Origin of the sequence: Blautia faecis (assembly GCF_020554845.1) — a bacterium.
Classification (GTDB): domain Bacteria; phylum Bacillota; class Clostridia; order Lachnospirales; family Lachnospiraceae; genus Blautia_A; species Blautia_A faecis.
Genome location: NZ_JAJCIA010000004.1, coordinates 135,590 through 157,330, shown reverse-complemented (window position 1 = coordinate 157,330; position 21,741 = coordinate 135,590). Strand labels below are relative to the sequence as shown.

Here is a 21,741-nt window from a genome sequence, read left to right as displayed (position 1 = left end):
AATATTTAAATGAAGAAAAAAATAATCAGTACAGTATTAACAGCCTGCATGATGGCAGGTATGCTGACAGGCACAGGCGCGTATTCTGTTGCAGCAGATTCATCCGTGATCAACATGGATGAGGATCCTTATCAGGTGGCAATTCAGATGGTAGTGCTTCCTGGTACAGAGGTTGCCGACGAAGCGGCTATGGAAGATGCAATCAATGCGATCACACTTCCGGCAATCAACTGCACCGTAGATCTTCAGTATGTATGGATCAGTGAATTGCAGAACACAACAAGCCTGGCAATCGCCGGAAATGAAAAGATCGATCTGGTACATGTAGGAACTGTCCAGTCATTATCCTCTCTGGTTGGCTCTGATATCCTGTATGACATGAATACAGATGATCTTCTGCAGACACATGGACCGGAACTTGTTTCCTTATTTGGTGATCTTCTGAATAGTGGAAATGTGGGCGGTAAACAGCTGGCAGTTCCGGCAAGACAGTATTGTGCAGTAAAGAAAGGCTTCTACTATAACAAAACGATCGCTGATAAGCTTGGTATTACCGTTCCGGAAAAAGGAACTCTTGATGATCTGGAAAAGGTTCTTTATGAGGTAAAAGATTCCGGAGAAGACATCATGTGCCATTTCGTAGGCGGCGGTGATATGAACCTGATGGCATGGATGGTTCCATATGAAGCATTTGGAAGTGAAGCTGCTTATGGTGCAGTTATGGATTCCTCCAAAGATCTTACCGTCGAAAACCTGTATGCAACAGATACTTATAAAGATTACATCCTGAGAATGTATAAATGGAGACAGGACGGAATTATTGCAAAGGATGCTACAGATACCTCCAGCAGCACTGATTATCAGTATTCCCAGCAGCTGTTCTGCGGACAGGGCGATTACACACCACAGCAGATGAACGATAACCAGGTTGTTGCAGCACAGAACGGATTTGAATATGGTTATATGACACTGGTTGATTCCAGCATCACAAACTCCACAGCAACGGAATACATGTGGGGAATTGCAACAAACAGTGAAAGACCTGACAAGGCAATGGATTTCCTGAACTTCCTGTACAGCAATGCAGATGTTGCCAACATCATGAAATATGGTCTGGAAGGCACCAACTATAATTTTGCAGAAGGCTCCACCGATATCATCGAAAGCAACGGTTCTTATCTGCCACTGTTTTATCAGGGTGGAAATCAGAAGGATATGTATATAAAAGCTCCTGCCGGCGAAGATTATATCGCGCAGTGCGAGGCACAGGAAGCAGAAGCAACCGTATCTCCATTGTTAGGCTACATGTTTGATGACACTGATTTCCAGACAGAAGCATCTGTAATCAGCAGTGTAATTTCAGAATACACACCTACCTTACAGAATGGACTTTGCGGAAGTGAAGAAGAAACCCTGGCATATCTGGATGAATTTGTGAATGCTCTGGATGCAGCAGGAATGAATGATGCAATTGCAGCAAACCAGGAACAGCTTGATGCGTGGCTTGCAGCGAAATAAAGATGAGTAAGAAACGGCGGGGAAAAGATAACAGATTCCCCACCGTTTTTTAGAAAGTGTGAGTGAATATGAAGAAAAAGAAAATCAACTGGAAACACTGGCTGCCCTTTTACATTATGTTTATACCTGGGCTGATCTATATGATCGTAAACAATTATATGCCACTTTACGGAATGCAGCTGGCATTTAAATCCTTCAGCTATTCGAAAGGAATTGCAGGCAGCAAATGGATTGGATTTAAGAATTTTAAATTCCTGTTCGCAACAAAGGACGCATTCATTATGGTCCGGAATACTCTTTTGTATAACATTCTGTGGATCTTTGTAGGAGCCGTTTTTGGAATTACGGTGGCAATTCTGTTCAATGAGATCCAGAACAAAATTGCAAAGAAATTTTATCAGACAGCAATCCTTCTTCCTTATCTGATTTCTATTGTTGTAGTTGCATATCTTGTATATGCATTTCTTGCAACAGATACAGGCCTTGTCAACAATGCTATTGTGAAGGGACTTCTTGGGAAAAAAGAAGGAGTTGCCTGGTATATGGAATCGAAATTCTGGCCGTTTATCCTGACCTTTGTACAGCAGTGGAAACAGATTGGATTTGGAATGCTTTTGTATCTGGCAAGTATTCTGGGAATCGACAAAACCTATTATGAAGCAGCAATGCTGGATGGTGCAACAAAATGGCAGCAGATAAAAAGTATTACCCTGCCCCTGTTAAAGCCAACGATCATTATGCTGGTAATCCTGAATCTTGGACAGATCTTCCGCTCTGATTTCGGACTTTTCTATCAGGTTCCAATGAATCAGGGTGCACTTTATTCCACCACACAGACCATTGATACATATGTGTATCGTGCCTTGATGGTGAACAACAATGTGGGAATGTCAGCAGCTGCAAGCTTTTTGCAATCTGTAGTAGGATTTATTTTTATTGTAACTGCCAATGCAATCGTAAATCATTTTGATAAAGACAGTTCATTATTTTAGGAGGCGGGAATATGGTATCAAAAGACGAAAAAAGATGGAGGGCAGCGGCACATATTGTGATGATTGTGTTGTCCGCACTGGCAATTCTGCCATTTATTCTGCTGATCATTGCATCTTTTACAGATGAAGATGTGGCATTGAAGTATGGTTACAGTTATTTTCCGCAAAAATTATCCCTAGATGCGTATCGGTATATTGCTGAAAATGGTGCTACATTTTTCAGGGCTTATGGAATGACCATTTTGGTTACGGCGATTGGAACGGCGTCCTGTATTGTGCTGACAGCCCTGACAGCCTATGTACTTTCCAAAAGCAACCTTCCAGGTGTAAAAATTATGAACCTGATCATTGTTATCACCATGCTTTTTAATGGAGGTCTGGTAGCAACTTATATCAGCTATGTAACGATTTTCCATGTGAAAAATACGATCTTTGGATTAATCGTGCCGAATCTGTTGATGAACGTATTTAATATTATGCTGGTAAGAAATTACTTTTCACACAGTATACCAGAGGAAATCTATGAGTCTGCCAGAATTGATGGTGCAAGCGAATTCGTGATTTTCTTCAAACTGGTTCTTCCATTGTCTGTGCCGATTCTGGCCACAGTTGGACTGATGAGTGGCATCGCATACTGGAATGACTGGCAGAATGCCCTGTATTATATTGACGATAAATCCTTATATACAGTTCAGGCAGTGCTGAACGCGATCAATGAAAGTGTGGCTATGCTGGCATCTTTGGGAGGCACCGCCGGTGCATCTGCAGCTGACCTGCCATCAACCACGATCCGTATGGCAGTGGCAGTGGTTGGAATTTTCCCGGTGCTGGTGGCATATCCTTTCTTCCAGAAATATTTCGCAGCAGGTCTTATGGCTGGTTCTGTAAAAGGATGATTTGTGAAACGCAGGTAACTGCTCAGATAAAAAGGATGATAACAGGAGGAAACTATGAGCTTTTTTGGAGATATCCCACATGGAAAAACTAATCTCCCGCAGCTGCTTGCAATGAAAGCACCGGAATTTAATATTGAAGATGTAGACGGCGCAGAATATATGCTGGATCACAGAATGGAAGGATGCTTCTGTTTCGTCTGCACAAAAAAGATCGGCAGTATGGAAAATGCCAGAGCCCTGTTGAGAGAGGGTGACAAAAATATAAGAATTATCAGTGAAATCTGTAATGTAGGCCCATTTAGGGAAACAATCGTAGGTCTTTGCCTGCAGCCAGTGCTGACAGAGTATGATAAAGATTATCACATCCTGATTCAGGGAATCGTAGATGAGGATGGAAATGAAATGCAGCCAATGGAGTATTGCCTCCACACCCGTCCAAAGGCTGGAGAAGAACCGCGATATGAGAAAAGAGATCAGGTGACACTTAAGGTTGCCAGAGAGGGAATCGTGCTTTTAAAAAATGAGAAGCATGTGCTCCCCTTTGCACAAGAGGCAAAAATCAATGTTTTTGGAAGTGGTTTTGCAAAATTCCGTATCGGGGCATCCGGTGCAGGAAGAATTAATCCAAGATATCAGATCCGGTTGTTTGAGGGCATTGAAAATTATACATCTTTGAAGATAAATCCGGAGCTACGTAAATTTTATGCAGAAGCAACAGACACTCTTCCAGAGGAAGACGTGCTGAAAAGAGCAGTAGATTATGCGGATACCGCAATACTTGCACTGACCCGCGGTACAAGTGAGAATTTCGATAATCTTGCATTTAAAGGTGAATTTTATCTGACGGACGAAGAAGAAAGGCTGATCGAAAAGGTCAGCAGAACTTTTTCCCATACAGTTCTGTTGTTAAATACAGGATACCCTGTGGATGGCCGTTGTGTGGAAAAATATGGAATTGATGCAGTACTCTGGACCGGGCTTTGCGGAATGAACGGCGGCAGGGCAGTGGCAGAGATTCTTGCAGGAACAGTAAATCCATCTGGAAAGCTTCCGGATACCTGGAGCCTGACATGGGAAGAAATCCCGTCTTCCCGGAATTTCTATCAGCCGGAAACCCCACAGGAGCGGATAAGTGGCGGTTGTGAAAAGTATATTGACTCGTTATATGAAGAAGGCTTGTATATAGGCTACCGTTATTTTGACACATTCAAAAAGAAAACAGCGTACAGCTTTGGACATGGACTTAGCTATACCACATTTGAACTTTCTGCCAGGGACGTGAAGTGGAGCAAGCCTGCTACGCTGGATGAGGCTGCCGTACAGATTTGCGTGTCTGTTACCAATACAGGGGACAGAGCCGGAAAAGAAGTGGTACAGCTGTATGCACAGCTTCCGGAGAAAAAACTGGAGCAGCCTTTCCGCAGACTGGCTGGTTTTGCAAAAACAAAATTGCTTCAGCCAGGTGAATGTCAGGAACTGAAGCTTACCATAAATGGACGGGAACTGGCATCCTTTGATGTGGAAAATGCGTCCTGGATCTGCGAAGAAGGGGAATACAGACTTTTTGCAGGAGATTCACTGGAAAACAGCGTGGAGGTTTCCTGCTGGCAGCTGGATGAAGAGGTGACTTTATACCAGAGCAGGAATTATATGGCACTTCCGGAAGAATATGAGCTACGTATTCTTTCCAAAAAACAGGAAGAGCAGACCTATCCGAGTGGAAAAAATACCAGAATGACAGGTCTGGAAGGATTTTCATTCCAGGGGAAGCAGGTCTGGAAGGAAAACGAAAGCGATGTAGAAGTGATTGCAAATCAAAATAAAGAGCGAACAGATAGAAAAATGATTACCTGGGACATGGTAAAAGCAGATGAAAGCTTACTTGGAGCCTTTATTGGCCAGCTTTCCACCTATGACCTGGCGCGCATGGCAGTATGTGCCAAAAACGGCTGGGGAATGGATCAGAAGGGAGAAGCCGGAAGAATTTTCGTTATGGAGAAATACGGCACACCGGAATTTGTATTTGCAGATGGAAATAACGGAGTAAACCTGAATGAGAAAAACATTGGTTTCCCTTGTTCAGTGACTGTATGTGCAACTTTTAATGAAGAACTGGCTTATGAGACCGGAGCTGCAATTGCAGATGAAGCGAAGGAAAAAGAAGTAAATGTGATTCTTGCGCCGGCGGCGAATCTTCACAGGAATCCGCTGGGAGGAAGAAATGCAGAATATTTCAGTGAGGATCCTTTCCTTGCAGGAAAAATGGCAGGAAATCACGGAAAAGGACTGGAAGATCATGGGGTAGCAAGTTGTATGAAACATATTGTGGCGAACAACTGCGAATCCTCAAGACTTAGAAATGACAGTATTATTGACGAAAGAACACTTCGGGAATTGTATTTAAAAGTATTTGAAGAAGCATTTACCGTTTACAAGCCAGCTTCTTTGATGACCGCCTATAACGGTGTAAACGGAGTTTTCTGTGCAGAAAACGGAGATATGTTACAGGGAATTTTTGAAAAAGAATTTGGATTTGATGGTTTCGTGATGACAGACTGGACCTCTTCTGATACCTGCGACATTGTAAAGGCAGTGGATGCAGGAAACGGCTGGATCACACCAGGCGGTATGGAAGATACACAGCCTATGCAGATTGTAAAAGGAGTGGAGGACGGCAAGATTGACCGGAAACGTCTTGAAAAAAGTGTATACAGAATGTTCCGGACAGTTTTGAAATTTTCCTGAAAAATGAAATTGAAGCAACATAAAGATAGCTAAAATAACGAAAAAGGTGATATTTATGTACGACGCATTTTATCCGGGGCAGGTGTGGCTGGACACGGAAGGAAAAAGAATCCAGGCACATGGAGGCTCGGTTATCTATATAGACGATACTTATTACTGGTATGGGGAAAACAAAGAAAAAACAGATGGAAAGAACGGAATCTGGCATTGGGGAGTACGCTGCTACAGCTCGAAAGACCTTTACAACTGGAAGGATGAGGGGCTGATCATTCCTCCGGAACCGGATGATCCTGATTCCAGTCTGCACCCTTCTGCGTGCATGGACAGACCTCATATTCTCTACAACCAGCAGACGCAAAAATATGTCTGCTGGCTGAAAATCATGAATAAAGATGGTACGCAGTCAGAAACAATTCTGACTGCAGACCACATACTGGGACCATATAAGAAAATCCGGGAAGGTCTTCGGCCACTTGGAATGAATGCAGGGGATTTTGATCTGGCAACAGCGCCAGATGGCAAGGCATATTATTACTTTGAAAGGGTTCATACGGAAACCATCTGTGCGGATCTCACGGAAGATTACACAGATGTGACCGGCTACTACAGCACCCATTTTCCAAGAATCAGTCCACCCTATGTAAGAGAAGGAATCGCACATTTTATGCGAAAAGGAAAACATTATCTGCTAAGTTCCGGAACTACCGGATATCTGCCTAATCCCTCTGAAATCGCAGTAGGAGATTCCTGGCATGGACCATACCAGGTTCTTGGTGATCCGCACATGGAAGATCCAAGCCACACCTCTTTTCACAGTCAGATTTCCTGTGTACTGAAGGTTCCAGGGAAAAAAGATTTGTATATTGCCTGTGCTGACCGCTGGCTTCCAAAAAGAACTTATCTGAATTATCTGGATTATGCAGATAATTTTGAGGCAATCTTTAATCCGGAATCTGGAAAAGTACCAGACTGGTCTGTAGTGGAGCGAAAGGATAAAGAACATGGAATCCAGGCAGGTGCGGAAAATACCGACATTGCTGATTATGTATGGCTTCCCATCATATTCGAGAATGACAGGCCCGTAATCCGCTGGAGAGATTCCTGGAAACTGGAAGAGTTTGAATAACAAGGGGAGAAGAAGAATGAAGAAAACAAAATTTAACGAAGGATGGAAATATTGGACCGGAAGCGATGCCTTTGCCCTTGTATGGGGAATTGCAGGGGATGCCCGGGAAGTGACACTTCCCCATGATATTATGCAGGAAAAACCTGCCTATGCAGAAAGTAAAAATGGAGGGAATACCGGATTTAGGGACGGCGATATCTATAATTATGTGAAATTCTTTTTTGCAGATCCGTCTATGGAGCAGGAGACTGTAATGCTGAAATTTGATGGTATTTATATGAATTCTATGATTTACATAAATGGAGCACTAGCTGCAAAATGCCCTTATGGTTACAGTGGATTTTATGTACCTTTGAATTCCTATCTGAAATATGGGCAGGAAAATGAAATCCGTGTGATCGTACGCAATGGTGCCATGCCAAACAGCAGATGGTACAGCGGCGGTGGTATTTACCAGGATGTGTGGCTGCTTCGGGGGCCAATGACCTATCTGGCTCCGGAAGGTGTGCAGGCAGTAACAGAGAGCTTGGATGAGATTGCTGTGGTAAAAGTTCAGACAACCATTTGGAACCGCAGCACAGGTACACACAGACTGCGCCTTATAACGGAAATTCTGGAAAAAGATGGACAACTGGCAGCCGTACAGGAGGTTCCTCTGACAGTATTTGAAGGCGAAAAACGGAAAATGACAGACCGCATTGTAGTGAAAAATCCAATGCCCTGGTCGGTGGATACTCCTTATCTCTATCAGATGAGAAGTCGTCTGTATGAAGGAGAAGAACTTCTGGACGAAAATGTGGAGACTTTTGGCATTCGTACCCTTGCACTGGACGCCGTTCACGGTCTGCGTGTAAATGGAAAAAGTGTGAAATTAAAAGGTGCTTGTATTCACCATGACAGTGGAATTCTTGGCGCTGCCACATTTTTGGATGCAGAGTACCGCCGGATTGACAGGATGAAAAAAGCAGGTTTTAATGCCATCCGTATGGCACATCATCCGGCTGCACCTGCACTTCTTAAGGCATGCGATGAGCTTGGCATGTATGTAATGGATGAAGTCAGCGATATGTGGACCCGCAGCAAAACTGATTATGATTATGGAATGTTCTTTTTGGAATGGTGGGAAAAGGATGTGGAAGCCATGGTGCGAAAAGACTTTAATCATCCCAGTGTGATCATGTATTCCGTGGGAAATGAGATTCCGGAAATTGGGACAGATCATGGGGCAAAGTTATGCCATGAGATATGTGAAAAGATCAAAGAACTGGATCCCATACGTTATACCCTGGCCTCCATTAATGGTGTATTTGCATCAGGAGATAAGATTCCGCAGATATTGGATGATCTGAAAACATCGGGAAAATTAGATGGAAATGTAAATGACTTTATGACATTTATGGCAACCCAGGAAGGAAAGCTTGATAAAATCGTTACCAACAAAATCGTGGGAGAACGAATCAATATGGCATGTGCCAATACGGATATTGCCGGATACAATTATATGACTGCCCGTTATGAAATGGATGGGAAAGAACATCCGGACAGAGTGATCGTAGGCAGTGAAACCAACCCGCCGGATATTGCAGATAACTGGGAATATGTAAAACGCCTCAGCTATGTGATCGGTGATTTTACCTGGACAGGATGGGATTATATTGGAGAAGCAGGAATAGGAATCCCGGCTTACCCACAGGAGGAAGGCGGCTTCAAAGCAGGATTTCCATGCCAGCTGGCATATTGCGGAGACATAGATATTACAGGCTTCAGACGACCGCTTTCTTATTTCCGTGAGATTGTATTTGGTGAAAGAAAAGTGCCTTATATTGCTGTTCAGAATCCAGAAAAATACGGTCAGCCATTATTCAAAACGCCATGGGTAATGAGTGATACACTTTCTTCCTGGACCTATCCGGGAATGGAGAAAAAGCCTGTGATCGTGGAGGTTTATGCACCTGGCGACCAGGTGGAGCTGTTTCTGAATGGAACAAGCCTTGGGAAAAAAGCCAGTGGAAGCAAGGCGGGATTTAGAACCCTGTTTGAAACTGTTTATGAGCCGGGAACCCTGGAAGCTGTTGCTTATGAAGGGGAAAAAGAGCTTGGGAGAATGGTATTACAGACCGCTGGAAATGAGGAGATTTTAGAGGCTGATATTCAGAATGGAAAAGCTGGGGAACTTGTATTTGTGGAAATTTCAAATCGTGATAAGAATGGAATCGCGATTGAAAATCATGAGTGCAACCTGACATGTGAGACCTCTGATGATGTGAAATTCTGGTTCGGAAGCGGAAATCCTAAGACGAAATATCCATACATTACAAACGAAACCAGCACCTGGCATGGAAGAGCCTTACTTGTTGTAAGAAAAACGAAAAAGGACGATCCTGTCAATCTGAAGGTGCGCTCAGAAAACAAAACATTGGAGATTACCGTCTGAGAGTTCTGAAATAGCTACACCAATCACTTGTCTGGGAATCCGACTGTACAGGTGAAAAATGGGAAATCCCCAAAAAAGGAAAATACAGGAAGAAAGAGGACATCAGAATATGAAAGTTTCAGGCTTAAAAATAAATGGTATTACAGATCCAGTAGGATTTTCTTTTGACCGTATCTTATGCTCCTGGAAGGTAACCGACACCAGTGCAAAGCGTCAGCAAAGGGTACGCATCCAGATCAGTGCAACGGAAGATTTTTCCGGAATCCTGTATGAGAAAGAGGGCAGTGAGCTCTGCTCAAACGAAACAAAGCTGGACTTTTTCCCAGAGCCATGCACCAGATATTACTGGCGTGTGACTGTGACAGCTGATAATGGGGAAACTGCTTCCAGTAAACCTGCATTTTTTGAAACTGGAAAAATGAATCAGCCCTGGACTGCCAGGTGGATTGGTGCTTCCAGGGAAGACACCTTTCATCCGGTTCTGACAAAGCAGTTTTCCATTGGAAAAAGAATAAAAAAAGCCCGTCTGTATATTTGCGGGCTTGGTCTGTATGAAGCCTATGTGAATGGAAAAAAGGCTGGAAATGAATATCTGGCTCCGTTTTTAAATGATTATGAAGCATGCTACCAGTATCAGACTTACGATGTCACCAGGCTTTTGAAGGATTTTGCCGCAGGGGAAAAGAAGTGTGAAAACCAGGAACTGGAAGAGGAAAATACAATTGAGATTTTACTTGGAAAAGGATGGTACATGGGAACTTTCGGACTGAAAAACCAGTCCTGCCTTTTCGGGGATGAGATGAAAGCGATTGCAGAGCTTCATGTGGATTATGAGGACGGAAGCCAGGAAGTGATCGGTACAGATGAAAGCTGGAAGTATCGTGGAAGTGACATTGAAGACAGTGGAATCTACATGGGTGAGATCTATAACCACAGTCTCTGGGAAAAACGTGAGAACCCTTGGAAAAAGGTGGAAATAAAGACCGCACCAGGCAGACTGACAGAACGTTACAGTCTTCCGGTTGTGGCGAAAGAAGAGCTTCATCCAAAGGAAATCATCCATACACCTGCAGGAGAAACTGTGGTGGATTTCGGCCAGAATCATGCCGGATTCATGGAATTTGAGGCAGATTTTCCAAAGGGAACCAGAATCGTCATTGAATGCGGTGAGGTCCTGCAAAATGGCAATTTCTATCACGACAATTACAGAGATGCCAAAGCAGAATTTGTCTACGTTTCGGATGGCAGAAAAGAAAAGGTAAGACCACATTTCACTTATTTTGGCTATCGGTATCTGAAAATAAGTGGCTGGCCATTTGAAGTTACGAGGACCTCTATCGTATCGAAGGTGATTTATTCCGATATGGAACGTACCGGTTATTTTGTAACTTCAAATCCAAAGATCAACAGGCTTTATGAAAACTGTCTGTGGGGAATGAAATCGAATTTCATTGATCTTCCCACAGACTGTCCACAGCGAAGCGAACGCCTGGGCTGGACTGGTGATGCACAGGTCTTTGCGCCTACCGCATCCTACCATATGGATACCAGGGCTTTTTACAGGAAATTTCTGAAAGACCTGCACAGTGAACAGCAAAGGGCTGATGGGGCGATTCCCAATTATATTCCGTCTAAAGGGGATTTTGGAACTGCCAGTGTGTGGGGCGATGCAGGTACCTTTATTCCGGCACTTTTGTATCGGGATTTCGGCAGTCTGGAAGAGTTGCGGGAATTTTACCCCATGATGCGTGAATGGGTGGATTATATGCACCGGGTAGACATAAGAAACGGCGAGACCGGCTTTTTCAGAAATGGTTTTCAGTTTGGCGACTGGCTTGCATTAGACGGTCCTACGGAGCAGAGCTTTAAAGGCAGTACAGATGACGATTATATTGGCACCGTCTACTATTACCAGTCAGTTTCTCTGACTGCACAGGCTGCGAGAGAACTGGGATATGAAGAAGAGGCAGAAAAGTATGAGAAACTGGCAGGGAAGATTAGAAACGCGGTTCTGGATGAGTATTTTACAGCTACAGGAAGATTTGCACTGGATACCCAGGCCTCTTACATTATTGCCCTGAAATTTGGACTGTATAGAGATAAGGAAAGGCTGATCCGTCAGTTCCAGGAACGTCTGAAAAAGGATGCCTACAAAATACGGTGTGGATTCGTTGGTGCTCCACTTTTGTGCATGACACTTGGAGAAAATAAAATGGAAAAGCTGGCTTATGATTTCATTTTCCAGGAGGAGTTCCCAAGCTGGCTCTATTGTGTAAATCTGGGGGCTACCACCATATGGGAAAGATGGAATTCTCTTTTGCCGGATGGAAGCATCAGCGGTACAGGGATGAATTCCCTGAACCATTATGCATATGGCTCTGTGGTAGAATTTTTCTATGCATATATTGCAGGAATCCGCCCGGCAGAACCAGGATACAAAAAAGCCATAATCGCACCTGTACCGGACATGCGTCTCCATTTTTGCAAATGTTGTTATCATTCTGCCTGTGGAAACTATGTTTCAGAGTGGAAAATTGATAATAATGGAATATTTCATCTTCATGTGGAAATTCCATTTGGTTGTGAAGCCCAGGTACAGCTTCCGAGAAGCGGAGGACGAAAAGAGCAGCTTTTTGCAGGAAGCTATGACTTTTCCTACCAGTCTGACCAGGATTTCCGCAAGATCTATGATGAAAATACAAGACTGAGCCAGATTGCAAAGGATTCTGAAGTGCTGGATATTCTAAAAGAAGACCTGCCAGCAGCCTATCAGATGGTAATGAGCCGAAATCCGGAGCATATGGAACGGAGCCTGAATGAACTAAAAGATTTATTTTTTATGGGAATCACACCAGAAGCAGCAGATAAGGCAATTAAAAAAATAAGTTCTTTGGAGAGATGGGAGATATAGTCTTAGAATAGGTGATTTTACATGAAAACGGGGGATTTAGCATGAAATCAGAAGTGATTTATTTATATAAAGACAGAACAGATGTTACTTTGACAACTTATGTACTGGATGATTCCAGAGAGATGCTGAATGGTGGAAAAAGACCGGCAGTTCTGATCTGTCCTGGCGGTGCTTACCTGTCCTGCTCAGACAGGGAAGGAGAGCCGGTAGCAATGGCATTTGCCGCAATGGGCTATCATGCTTTCGTACTGCGGTATTCCACCTATGGGGAAGAAGCATTTAAAACCGGATTCCGTGACATGGTCCGGAAACCGGAATGCGAGCATCCCATGCAAATGAGAGAAATCGGCCTGGCAATTTTGAAAATCAGAGAAAAAGCACAGGAATGGCTGGTGGATACAGATAAGATTGTTTTGTGCGGCTTTTCAGCAGGTGCACACAACTGTGCCATGTATATCACAAACTGGCACCGTCCGGTGATCACGGAATATTTTGGTAAACCAGCCAGCTTTTTCCGTCCGGCAGCATGCATTCTTGGATACTGTCTCAGTGATTATCTGTACATGAAAGAAAATACAACAGATAAGGCATTTTTTGATGGTTCCAACCAGGCATTTCTTGGAACTGCCAATGCATCGGATGAGATTCTGCGCGAAGTCAGCCCGGCCCTTAATGTGACAGAAAACACACCGCCAGTGTATCTGTGGGCAACGGCTGCAGATCCTATGGTTCCGGTGCAGCACAGCCTGAGAATGGCACATGCCCTGGCAGACCACAAAATTCCATTTGAGCTTCATATCTTTGAAGAAGGACCACATGGCTTAAGTCTTTCCACCCAGGCCAGTGCACAGGCACGCTCCCAGATTTATCCCGATGCTGCGAAATGGGTGCCGCTTGCTTCTGCCTGGATGCAAAAGCATTTTGCATTGGAGTTGGAAGAAATAACGCCATTTGAGGCAATGATGATGGCAGGAGGAATGCCGGTATGAAGCTGAATGAAAAGCCATTTTATCTTTCTGAAAAAGATATTGAATGGGTAAAAGAAACCTTAGCATCCATGTCCGTGGAGGAAAAAATCGGCCAGCTGTTCTGCCTTACAGACATGATTACAGATGAGGAACAATTAAAGGAAATGATCAGGAAATATAAGCCGGGCGGATTTATGTACCGCTCCGGAAATGCCCTGGAAATCCAGAATGCCCAGCGTGTTATGCAGGAAACAAGCAGGATTCCCCTTTTGTTATCCTGCAATCTGGAAAGCGGTGGAAACGGCGTGGCTGATTCCGGAACCTTCTTTGGCAGACAGCTTCAGGTGGCTGCAACAGATGAAAAAGAGCAGGCGAAAAGACTGGGCATGATCTGTGGATGGGAAGGTGGAGCCACTGGGTGTAACTGGGCTTTTGCTCCTATCGTGGATATTGATTTTAACTGGAGAAATCCCATCACAAACGTGAGAACCTACGGTTCAGATCCAGAGCGGGTGCTGACTATGGCAGATGCCTATATTGACGGTATCCGGGAAGCAGATCCCGGTATGGCTGCATGTATCAAGCATTTTCCAGGAGACGGAGTGGATGAAAGAGACCAGCATCTGCTTCCTACAGTAAATTCTTTATCTGTGGAAAAATGGGAATCCACATATGGAAGGGTATATGGAAAGCTGATTGAAAAAGGGGTAAAAACTGTAATGGTGGGACATATTCTCCAACCGGAAATGACAAGGAAAATGTGTCCGGGAATAAAGGATGAAGAAATCCTTCCGGCATCTGTGAACCGCTATCTGATGACAGACCTGTTAAGAGGTCAGCTTGGCTTTGAAGGGCTGATTACTACGGATGCAACTCCGATGGTAGGTTTCACTGGTATGATGTCCCGAAAAGAAGCACTTGCTAAGGCTTTGATGGGTGGTGCCGATGTACTTTTGTTCTGCAAAAACATAGATGAGGATTATGCCGGAATCAGGGAATATCTGGAAAAAGGAAGGATCACCATGGAGCGTATTGACGAAGCAGTTATGCGGCAGCTGGCACTAAAAGCCAGCTTAAAGCTCCATGAAAAACAGAAAAACAACACACTTGTACCCGAAAAGGAAGCTCTTTTGGTAATTGGCTGTAAGGAGCACGCTGACTGGGCAAAAGAATGTGCGGATAAAGCAATTACTTTGGTAAAAGACAACCAGAAGCTTCTTCCCATTTCCCCAGCCAGAACAAAAAGAATCCGTCTTACCATTCTGGGAGAGGAAAAAAGTGGTGCATTTGGAGATGGTGGAACGGTAGGGGAGTTATTAAAAAATGCGCTGTCCAAGGCTGGTTTTACCGTATCCATGTATGACTATGCAACTATGGAACGAGGCGAAATTTTTACCGCTGGAATCGAAGAGATGAAGGAAAAATTTGATCTTTCCATCGTAGCTGCAAACGTTGCAACCGGCTCCAACCACACCACAAGAAGGGTTGAATGGATTGATCTGATGGCGGCAAATGAGCCCTGGTATACAAAAGAAATCCCCACCATGTTTATCAGCTTCTGTAATCCCTATCATATGATAGACGTTCCGTTTATCAGTACATTTATTAACTGCTATTCTTCCAGCTCTTACTGTGTTGATGCGGTTGTAGAGAAAATAATCGGAAAGAGCAGCTTCAATGGAAAAAGCCCTGTGGATCCCTGGTGCCAGGAGGTGTGGGGAGCACGGTTTATGTGACGAGAGGTGAAAAAAATATGCACAAAGGACTGTTATTTGATCTGGATGGGGTAATCGTAGATACTGCCAGATATCATTATCTTGCTTGGAAAGAACTGGCGCAGGAGCTGGGAATCCCTTTTACCAGAGAAGACAATGAACGGTTGAAGGGAGTCAGCCGGAACCGTTCATTTGAGATCATTCTGGAAATTGGAAACAGGCAGATGGAGGAAGCCCAGAAAGAGTATTACTGTACCCGCAAAAACGGAATATATCTGGAATATCTTCAGACATTAAGTGAAAAGGATATTCTTCCAGGTGTCCAGGAATTTCTGGAAGCTGCCAGAGCAAAAGGGTATCGTACAGCACTTGGCTCAGCAAGTAAAAATGCGGTTTTCATATTGGAAAAACTGAAACTGTCTGAGAGCTTTGATGCAGTCATAGATGGAAACAAGGTATCCAAGGCAAAGCCGGATCCAGAGGTATTTCTGAATGGAGCTGCTGCTTTGGGGCTTGCAGGCTGTGACTGTATTGTATTTGAGGATGCAGCAGCAGGTATAAAGGCAGCCCATGCCGGTGGGATGAGAGCAGTTGGTATCGGGAAACCAGAGATCCTTTCAGAAGCTGACTATGTGATCAGGGGATTTGAGAAAATCACAATTGAAGAGATTGAGCAGGAAATAATATGAGAAATCGTAAAAAAAATAATTTCCTAAAAAGGAAAGTTTTACGAAAAATGCTTGACAATTTAATTCTGATATGCTATTTATATAAAAAATCAATTTAACAAACTAAACCGTTGAAGCGGAAATAAAAACAATCGTGCACCCACAGAGAGTCCGGGAGGCTGAGAACCGGATGGTAATGCAGTTTGTAAGAGCTATTTGGAAGAGGCTGTAGAGAAGAAGCAGTGGTTCCCATAGCTCGATAAATGGGCCGCTGAGGGCGCATGGAACGGCTGATAAGCCAAGTATGATGCGACGTAAGACATACGTCAGTTGTCAGGAATATGATGGTATTCCGTTAAGAGCACGATTTTTGTATCGTGAATCAAGGTGGCACCGCGGGTGGATTATCCAGACCCGTCCTTGACAGACATAGAAGTTCTGTCATGGACGGGTCTTTTTACGTAATAAGAAATTTCGTTAGAGCCTTCTATTACATAAAAGACACTTCGTGCCAAGGCATATTCTTTGGGACAAAGTTACGGCAGGACATATAAAGGAAGTTTGTATGACAATTCTTGCTTTTAACCATCATGTTTTTGCATGCATGGCAAAGTGAGTCGCTGTGAACTTGGTGAATCGTAAAAGTTCAGAAAAAACGGGAGGTGCTCTATGTATCCAGCATTTGATAAGATCAGGGAAATGGCAGCAGCGGGAGATTACAAAAGAATTCCCATCTGCAAAGAGTTATATGCAGACAGTTACACACCGGTAGAGATGATGAGAATCTTGCAAAAGGCAAGTCACCACTGCTATCTGCTGGAAAGTGCCAGTCAGAACGAGGTGTGGGGCAGATATTCTTTTCTTGGATATGACCCTTCTATGGAAATTACCTGTACAGATGGGACACTGCGAATCCGACGGACGGATGAATTGTTTGAAAAGAAAACGGATGCTTTGGAAACTGGAAAAGCGGAAACGAACAAAGCGGAAACGAACAAAGCGGATGCCCTTCATATTGGAAAAAAACAGTCAGAAGCGGTCATGCAGGTTACTCATCCAGGTGACGCTATCCGGAAAATCATCCAGCAGTATAAAAGCCCTGTGATGGACAACATGCCTACCTTCACCGGTGGTCTGGTGGGCTATTTCTCCTATGATTACATCAAATACAGCGAACCAAAGCTGGATCTGACCGATGAAGAACTGCAGGATTTCCGGGATCTGGACCTGATGCTGTTTAACGAAGTAATCGCATTTGACCATTACCGCCAGAAGGTACTTCTGATCACAGGAGTAATGACAGACAATCTGGATAAGTCCTATAAACAGGCCTGTGAAAAACTGGAAGAAATGACAAAGCTTATAAAAAAAGGTGAGAAAAAAGAGTTCCCACCAATCCGTCTCCAGTCAGAAATCAAACCACAGTTTCCAAAAGAGAAATATTGTGAAATGGTGGAAAAAGCCAAGCATTATATTCATGAGGGGGATATCTTCCAGGTTGTTTTATCAAATCCCATGCGTGCAAAAGCCACAGGCAGCCTGTTTGACACCTACAGAGTGCTTAGAGCTACGAACCCATCCCCATATATGTTTTATTTTTCCAGCGATGACATCGAAATCGCCGGAGCATCACCGGAAACCCTGGCGAAGCTGGAGCATGGTAAGCTGAGTACTTTTCCCCTTGCAGGAACAAGGCCACGTGGAAAAACTCCACAGGAGGACAAGGCTCTGGAAGCAGATCTTCTCCAGGATGAAAAAGAGCTTGCCGAGCACAACATGCTGGTGGATCTTGGAAGGAATGACATTGGAAAAATCAGCAGGCTTGGAAGCGTAAAAGTGGAAAAATACCTGACCGTGGAGCGTTATTCCTGCGTTATGCATCTTGGCTCCACCGTTACCGGAACCATTGCAGATGGCAAGGATGCCCTTGATGCTGTGGATGCAATCTTACCGGCAGGAACCCTGTCAGGAGCACCGAAATTCAGAGCCTGCCAGATCATTCAGGAACTGGAGCAGAGTAAACGAGGCATTTACGGAGGAGCCATCGGATATGTGGACTTCACTGGAAACCTGGATGTGTGCATTGCAATCCGGCTTGTGTATAAGAAAAAAGACGAAATCTGCATCCGGTCGGGAGCCGGAATCGTGGCAGACAGCGTACCGGAAAAAGAATTTGAAGAGTGCCAGAACAAGGCAAGAGCGGTGGTAAGGGCCATCAGCCAGGCAGAGGAGGGATTAGAATGATTTTACTGATTGATAATTACGACAGCTTTTCCTATAACCTGTATCAGCTGATCGGGTCCGTTAATCCGGATATTCAGGTGGTTCGAAATGACGAAATTTCCCTGGGAGAAATAGAGAAGCTGGCACCAGAAGCAATTGTTCTTTCCCCGGGTCCTGGAAGACCGGAGGAGGCAGGCATCTGTATTCCGGTGATCAAAGAGTTCGCTGGAAAAATCCCAATTCTGGGTGTGTGTCTGGGACATCAGAGCATCTGCGAAGCCTTTGGCGGAGTGGTTTCCTATGCAAAAGAACTGAAGCATGGGAAAAGAGATGAGATGATCCAGTGCGGTTCCAATGTCCTGTTTAAAGGACTTCCGGAAAAGTTCCCGGCAGCAAGATATCATTCCCTGGCAGCAATAGAAGAGACTCTTCCGGAGGAGCTGGTTGTGACAGCCAGAGCAGAAGATGGAGAAATCATGGCAGTGGAGCATAAGGAATATCCGGTTTACGGTGTGCAGTTTCATCCGGAGTCTGTTATGACTCCCGATGGAAGGAAGATGATTGAGAATTTTCTAGAGCGTGTTTGAAAAAGGCTTTCTGCAAGATGTGCGTCACAATTTGTGGGAGATTTTGTCCGGATGAGGGCGCCGTAGCGGGCTACGGCAACCGAATTCGGGCAAAATATACCGCAAAGTGGGGCGTGCAGATTGCGGGAATGATTTTTCAAACACGCTCTGGAAGCGCAAGTCAGATTTGACAATTTATAAAGGACAACATCAGAGAGGAGCAGAAAAAATGATCAGAGAAAGTATTATCAAATTATCGAAGAAACAGAACTTAACCTATCTGGAAGCAGAAGAGGTAATGGACGAGATTATGAGCGGAAAAGCTACTCCGGTACAAATGTCAGCCTATCTGACTGCTCTGGCGTTGAAAGGGGAAACTATTGATGAGATTACCGCTTCCGCGGCAGGCATGAGAGCACACTGCATCAAGCTGCTTCATGACATGGATGTACTGGAAATCGTAGGTACTGGTGGAGACGGCTCCAATTCCTTTAACATTTCCACCACTGCCTCCCTTGTGATCGCAGCAGGAGGTGTACCGGTAGCAAAGCATGGAAACAGAGCTGCTTCTTCAAAATCCGGAGCCGCAGATGTGCTGGAAGCTCTGGGCGTTAAGATCACAATTCCACCGGAAAAAAGCCAGGAACTTCTGGAAAAAATCGGAATCTGCTTCCTGTTTGCACAGAACTATCACATTGCAATGAAGTATGTGGCTCCAATCCGTAAAGAGCTGGGAATCCGTACTGTATTTAATATTCTTGGACCGTTAAGCAACCCGGCTGGCGCCAATATGGAGCTGATGGGTGTTTATGATGAAGCCCTTGTTGAGCCTCTTGCGCAGGTCATGGCAAATCTTGGAGTAACAAGAGGAATGGTTGTCTTCGGACAGGACAGTCTGGATGAAATTTCCATGAGTGCACCGACTTCTGTATGCGAGATCAAAGATGGCAAATTTACATCCTATGTACTCACTCCGGAGCAGTTTGGTTATGAGCGCTGCACAAAAGAGGAGCTTCAGGGAGGAACCCCGCAGGAGAACGCCGAAATCACAAAAGCAATTCTGGAAGGCAAAGAGACAGGTGCGAAACGTCATGCAGTTTGCTTGAATGCTGGTGCCGCACTTTATATTGCAGGCAAAGCAGCTTCCATTGAAGCAGGTGTGAAGATGGCAGAGCAGCTGATTGACAGCGGGGCTGCCCTGAAGAAACTGGAAGAATTTATACAAAAGAGTAATCAGGAGTGAAAAATAAACACAAATAATAACAAAAATAACAATAATCACATCACAAAACAAAATAGCACTGAAAAAAATAACAATATAACTCATTTGGATAAAGATGACGACAAGAGAGAATGACATCACAGAGAGTTTTACAGGAGATAGAATGAGTATTTTAAACGAGATAGCAGCGCGCACAAAAGAGCGTATTGCGGAGGAAAAATTTAAATTCCCATTAAGGGAACTTATCTCACAGCAGAATTCCGATCTGGCGAAACATGCCGAGGAAAAAATCTCTTTTCTGGAGGCATTAAAAAAGCCGGGAATGTCTTACATCTGTGAAGTAAAAAAAGCATCTCCTTCAAAAGGATTGATCGCACCAGATTTTCCTTATCTGGACATTGCAAAGGAATATGAGCAGGCCGGTGCTTCTGCAATCTCCTGCCTCACAGAGCCCTTTTATTTCCAGGGCGCAGACAGGTATTTGCAGGAAATTTCCCAGGCAGTGAATATTCCGGTGCTTCGAAAGGATTTTACAGTAGATGAGTACATGCTCTACCAGGCAAAAGCATTTGGGGCTTCCGCTGTACTTCTGATTTGTGCGATTCTTGATAACAGCCAGTTAAAAGCCTTTGGGGAACTGGCACAGGAGCTGGGACTGGATGCTCTGGTAGAAGCTCATGATCAGTGGGAAGTGGACCGTGCTTTGAATCTTGGAGCAAAAATCGTGGGAGTGAACAACCGGAATCTCCATGATTTTACCGTTGATATGGGAAACAGTATCAGACTGCGGAACATGGCACCGGCTGATACGGTGTTTGTTTCCGAAAGTGGTATTAAGACAGCGGAGGATATCCGTATATTATATGAAAACAAAGTAGATGCAGTCCTGATCGGGGAGACCTTAATGCGCAGCCCTGACAAGAAAGCGGCACTTGGGGCATTAAATGCAGGGATTGTCTGAGCTGACTCATGGTGATAAGTGATATTCCATGCACGCTCTGGCAATCTAAGATGTACAATGTGCTGATAAAATAGTTGGAAAATAAAAAATTAAAGAAAAGGAACGAAACAGTATGGCAAAATTAAAAATTTGCGGCCTGACCTGCAAAGAGGATATTGAAGCTGTAAATGGAGCAAAACCGGATTTTGCGGGATTCATAATTGAAGTTCCAGGAAGAAGACGAAGCCTTACGGCAGAACAGGTCAAAGTCCTGGTTAAGGGACTGGACAAGGAAATCCTTCCCGTAGGTGTATTCGTAAACGCTGCCCCGGAACTCCCCATTTCCTTATTAAGAGATGGCACCCTATGGGCAGCCCAGCTTCACGGGGATGAAGACGAAGACTATATCGAAAAAATCCAGAATATGACCGGAAAGCCTGTAATCAAGGCCTTTTCCATAAAAACACCCGAAGATGTACAGCGGGCCCTTCGAAGCCCTGCCGACTACATCCTCTTAGACCATGGCGCAGGAGGAACCGGCGAACCTTTCGACTGGACCCTGGTTCCCCCAGTCCGCCGCCCATTCTTCCTTGCCGGAGGAATCGGTCCCGAAAACCTCCGCAGCGCCATCGGAACCTTACACCCATGGGCTGTAGACCTGAGCAGCAGCCTGGAAACCGATGGAAGAAAAGACCGGTCGAAAATACAGCAGATTGCCCGTATGCTGAAGCAGATTAATACACTGGAAGCATATAGAAAAGAGCGAGAAGCAGATTTAGAGTGAAAAAAGTAATTCATATACAAAACAGCGAAACGA

General features: G+C 44.4%; 16 protein-coding genes and 1 pseudogene. 16 read left to right on the top strand and 1 reads right to left on the bottom strand.

The window, feature by feature from the left end; all coding sequences use genetic code 11:
- Positions 1 to 9: 9 nt before the first annotated feature.
- From LIZ66_RS03665 to LIZ66_RS03610, 12 genes are all read left to right on the top strand, one after another.
- Positions 10 to 1,518, top strand: coding sequence for an ABC transporter substrate-binding protein (locus LIZ66_RS03665; protein WP_195982669.1), 1,509 nt, complete (start codon positions 10 to 12; stop codon positions 1,516 to 1,518).
- Positions 1,519 to 1,586: 68 nt separating this feature from the next.
- On the top strand, positions 1,587 to 2,510 hold the full coding sequence (locus LIZ66_RS03660) for an ABC transporter permease (protein ID WP_195409488.1): 924 nt from the start codon (positions 1,587 to 1,589) through the stop codon (positions 2,508 to 2,510).
- A gap of 11 nt (positions 2,511 to 2,521) precedes the next feature.
- Positions 2,522 to 3,406 (top strand): carbohydrate ABC transporter permease, encoded by an 885-nt coding sequence (locus LIZ66_RS03655; RefSeq protein WP_227200271.1) that lies wholly within the window; start codon positions 2,522 to 2,524, stop codon positions 3,404 to 3,406.
- A gap of 54 nt (positions 3,407 to 3,460) precedes the next feature.
- Complete coding sequence (locus tag LIZ66_RS03650) at positions 3,461 to 6,151, top strand: glycoside hydrolase family 3 protein (protein ID WP_227200273.1); 2,691 nt, start codon at positions 3,461 to 3,463, stop codon at positions 6,149 to 6,151.
- A 55-nt stretch (positions 6,152 to 6,206) separates the two neighbouring features.
- Entirely contained in the window at positions 6,207 to 7,277 is a 1,071-nt protein-coding gene (locus LIZ66_RS03645; RefSeq protein ID WP_227200275.1) for a family 43 glycosylhydrolase, read from the top strand.
- 16 nt (positions 7,278 to 7,293) lie between these two features.
- Positions 7,294 to 9,711, top strand: a complete 2,418-nt coding sequence (locus tag LIZ66_RS03640) for a glycoside hydrolase family 2 TIM barrel-domain containing protein (RefSeq protein WP_227200277.1) — start codon at positions 7,294 to 7,296, stop codon at positions 9,709 to 9,711.
- 109 nt (positions 9,712 to 9,820) lie between these two features.
- Entirely contained in the window at positions 9,821 to 12,622 is a 2,802-nt protein-coding gene (locus LIZ66_RS03635) for an alpha-L-rhamnosidase (RefSeq protein ID WP_227200278.1), read from the top strand.
- A 41-nt stretch (positions 12,623 to 12,663) separates the two neighbouring features.
- Positions 12,664 to 13,611: an alpha/beta hydrolase gene (locus tag LIZ66_RS03630; RefSeq protein ID WP_227200280.1), complete on the top strand. Its 948-nt coding sequence runs from the start codon at positions 12,664 to 12,666 to the stop codon at positions 13,609 to 13,611.
- Positions 13,608 to 15,326: a glycoside hydrolase family 3 protein gene (locus LIZ66_RS03625; RefSeq protein WP_227200282.1), complete on the top strand. Its 1,719-nt coding sequence runs from the start codon at positions 13,608 to 13,610 to the stop codon at positions 15,324 to 15,326. The genes LIZ66_RS03630 and LIZ66_RS03625 overlap by 4 nt, the downstream gene beginning before the upstream one ends.
- A 17-nt stretch (positions 15,327 to 15,343) precedes the next feature.
- Entirely contained in the window at positions 15,344 to 15,994 is a 651-nt protein-coding gene (pgmB, locus tag LIZ66_RS03620; RefSeq protein ID WP_195477633.1) for a beta-phosphoglucomutase, read from the top strand.
- A 648-nt stretch (positions 15,995 to 16,642) separates the two neighbouring features.
- The gene (locus LIZ66_RS03615; protein ID WP_227200284.1) at positions 16,643 to 18,217 is read left to right on the top strand and encodes an anthranilate synthase component I family protein; all 1,575 of its coding nucleotides are present in this window, start codon (positions 16,643 to 16,645) and stop codon (positions 18,215 to 18,217) included.
- Positions 18,214 to 18,783, top strand: a complete 570-nt coding sequence (locus LIZ66_RS03610; protein WP_227200286.1) for an anthranilate synthase component II — start codon at positions 18,214 to 18,216, stop codon at positions 18,781 to 18,783. The genes LIZ66_RS03615 and LIZ66_RS03610 overlap by 4 nt, the downstream gene beginning before the upstream one ends.
- Here the strand turns inward: LIZ66_RS03610 and LIZ66_RS18965 are convergent.
- Positions 18,717 to 18,863, bottom strand: a pseudogene (locus LIZ66_RS18965) (DUF6783 domain-containing protein); the annotation flags it as partial. The gene LIZ66_RS03610 and the pseudogene LIZ66_RS18965 sit on opposite strands and share 67 nt — an antisense overlap.
- On the opposite strand from LIZ66_RS18965, the gene LIZ66_RS18960 reads away from it, so the two are divergent.
- The 4 genes from LIZ66_RS18960 (at position 18,801) to LIZ66_RS03595 (ending at position 21,708) form a co-directional block, all read left to right on the top strand.
- Complete coding sequence (locus LIZ66_RS18960; protein ID WP_306467785.1) at positions 18,801 to 18,953, top strand: DUF6783 domain-containing protein; 153 nt, start codon at positions 18,801 to 18,803, stop codon at positions 18,951 to 18,953. The pseudogene LIZ66_RS18965 and the gene LIZ66_RS18960 sit on opposite strands and share 63 nt — an antisense overlap.
- A gap of 38 nt (positions 18,954 to 18,991) precedes the next feature.
- A complete protein-coding gene (gene trpD, locus LIZ66_RS03605; RefSeq protein ID WP_148463250.1) occupies positions 18,992 to 20,005 on the top strand; it encodes an anthranilate phosphoribosyltransferase in 1,014 nt (337 codons plus the stop codon).
- Between the two features lie 142 nt (positions 20,006 to 20,147).
- Entirely contained in the window at positions 20,148 to 20,945 is a 798-nt protein-coding gene (gene trpC / locus LIZ66_RS03600; RefSeq protein ID WP_195699035.1) for an indole-3-glycerol phosphate synthase TrpC, read from the top strand.
- Between the two features lie 112 nt (positions 20,946 to 21,057).
- Entirely contained in the window at positions 21,058 to 21,708 is a 651-nt protein-coding gene (locus LIZ66_RS03595) for a phosphoribosylanthranilate isomerase (protein WP_227200288.1), read from the top strand.
- The last annotated feature ends 33 nt before the right edge of the window (positions 21,709 to 21,741 follow it).

Bases quoted from the DNA above. Each gene is read 5' to 3' on its own strand.
- LIZ66_RS03665 (WP_195982669.1), top strand. From the start codon at position 10: ATGAAGAAAAAAATAATCAGTACAGTATTAACAGCCTGCATGATGGCA.
- LIZ66_RS03655 (WP_227200271.1), top strand. From the start codon at position 2,522: ATGGTATCAAAAGACGAAAAAAGATGGAGGGCAGCGGCACATATTGTG.
- LIZ66_RS03615 (WP_227200284.1), top strand. From the start codon at position 16,643: ATGTATCCAGCATTTGATAAGATCAGGGAAATGGCAGCAGCGGGAGAT.
- LIZ66_RS03610 (WP_227200286.1), top strand. From the start codon at position 18,214: ATGATTTTACTGATTGATAATTACGACAGCTTTTCCTATAACCTGTAT.
- LIZ66_RS18960 (WP_306467785.1), top strand. From the start codon at position 18,801: ATGTGCGTCACAATTTGTGGGAGATTTTGTCCGGATGAGGGCGCCGTA.
- LIZ66_RS03640 (WP_227200277.1), top strand. From the start codon at position 7,294: ATGAAGAAAACAAAATTTAACGAAGGATGGAAATATTGGACCGGAAGC.
- trpC (WP_195699035.1), top strand. From the start codon at position 20,148: ATGAGTATTTTAAACGAGATAGCAGCGCGCACAAAAGAGCGTATTGCG.
- LIZ66_RS03595 (WP_227200288.1), top strand. From the start codon at position 21,058: ATGGCAAAATTAAAAATTTGCGGCCTGACCTGCAAAGAGGATATTGAA.
- LIZ66_RS03650 (WP_227200273.1), top strand. From the start codon at position 3,461: ATGAGCTTTTTTGGAGATATCCCACATGGAAAAACTAATCTCCCGCAG.
- LIZ66_RS03630 (WP_227200280.1), top strand. From the start codon at position 12,664: ATGAAATCAGAAGTGATTTATTTATATAAAGACAGAACAGATGTTACT.
- LIZ66_RS03625 (WP_227200282.1), top strand. From the start codon at position 13,608: ATGAAGCTGAATGAAAAGCCATTTTATCTTTCTGAAAAAGATATTGAA.
- trpD (WP_148463250.1), top strand. From the start codon at position 18,992: ATGATCAGAGAAAGTATTATCAAATTATCGAAGAAACAGAACTTAACC.
- LIZ66_RS03645 (WP_227200275.1), top strand. From the start codon at position 6,207: ATGTACGACGCATTTTATCCGGGGCAGGTGTGGCTGGACACGGAAGGA.
- LIZ66_RS03660 (WP_195409488.1), top strand. From the start codon at position 1,587: ATGAAGAAAAAGAAAATCAACTGGAAACACTGGCTGCCCTTTTACATT.
- pgmB (WP_195477633.1), top strand. From the start codon at position 15,344: ATGCACAAAGGACTGTTATTTGATCTGGATGGGGTAATCGTAGATACT.
- LIZ66_RS03635 (WP_227200278.1), top strand. From the start codon at position 9,821: ATGAAAGTTTCAGGCTTAAAAATAAATGGTATTACAGATCCAGTAGGA.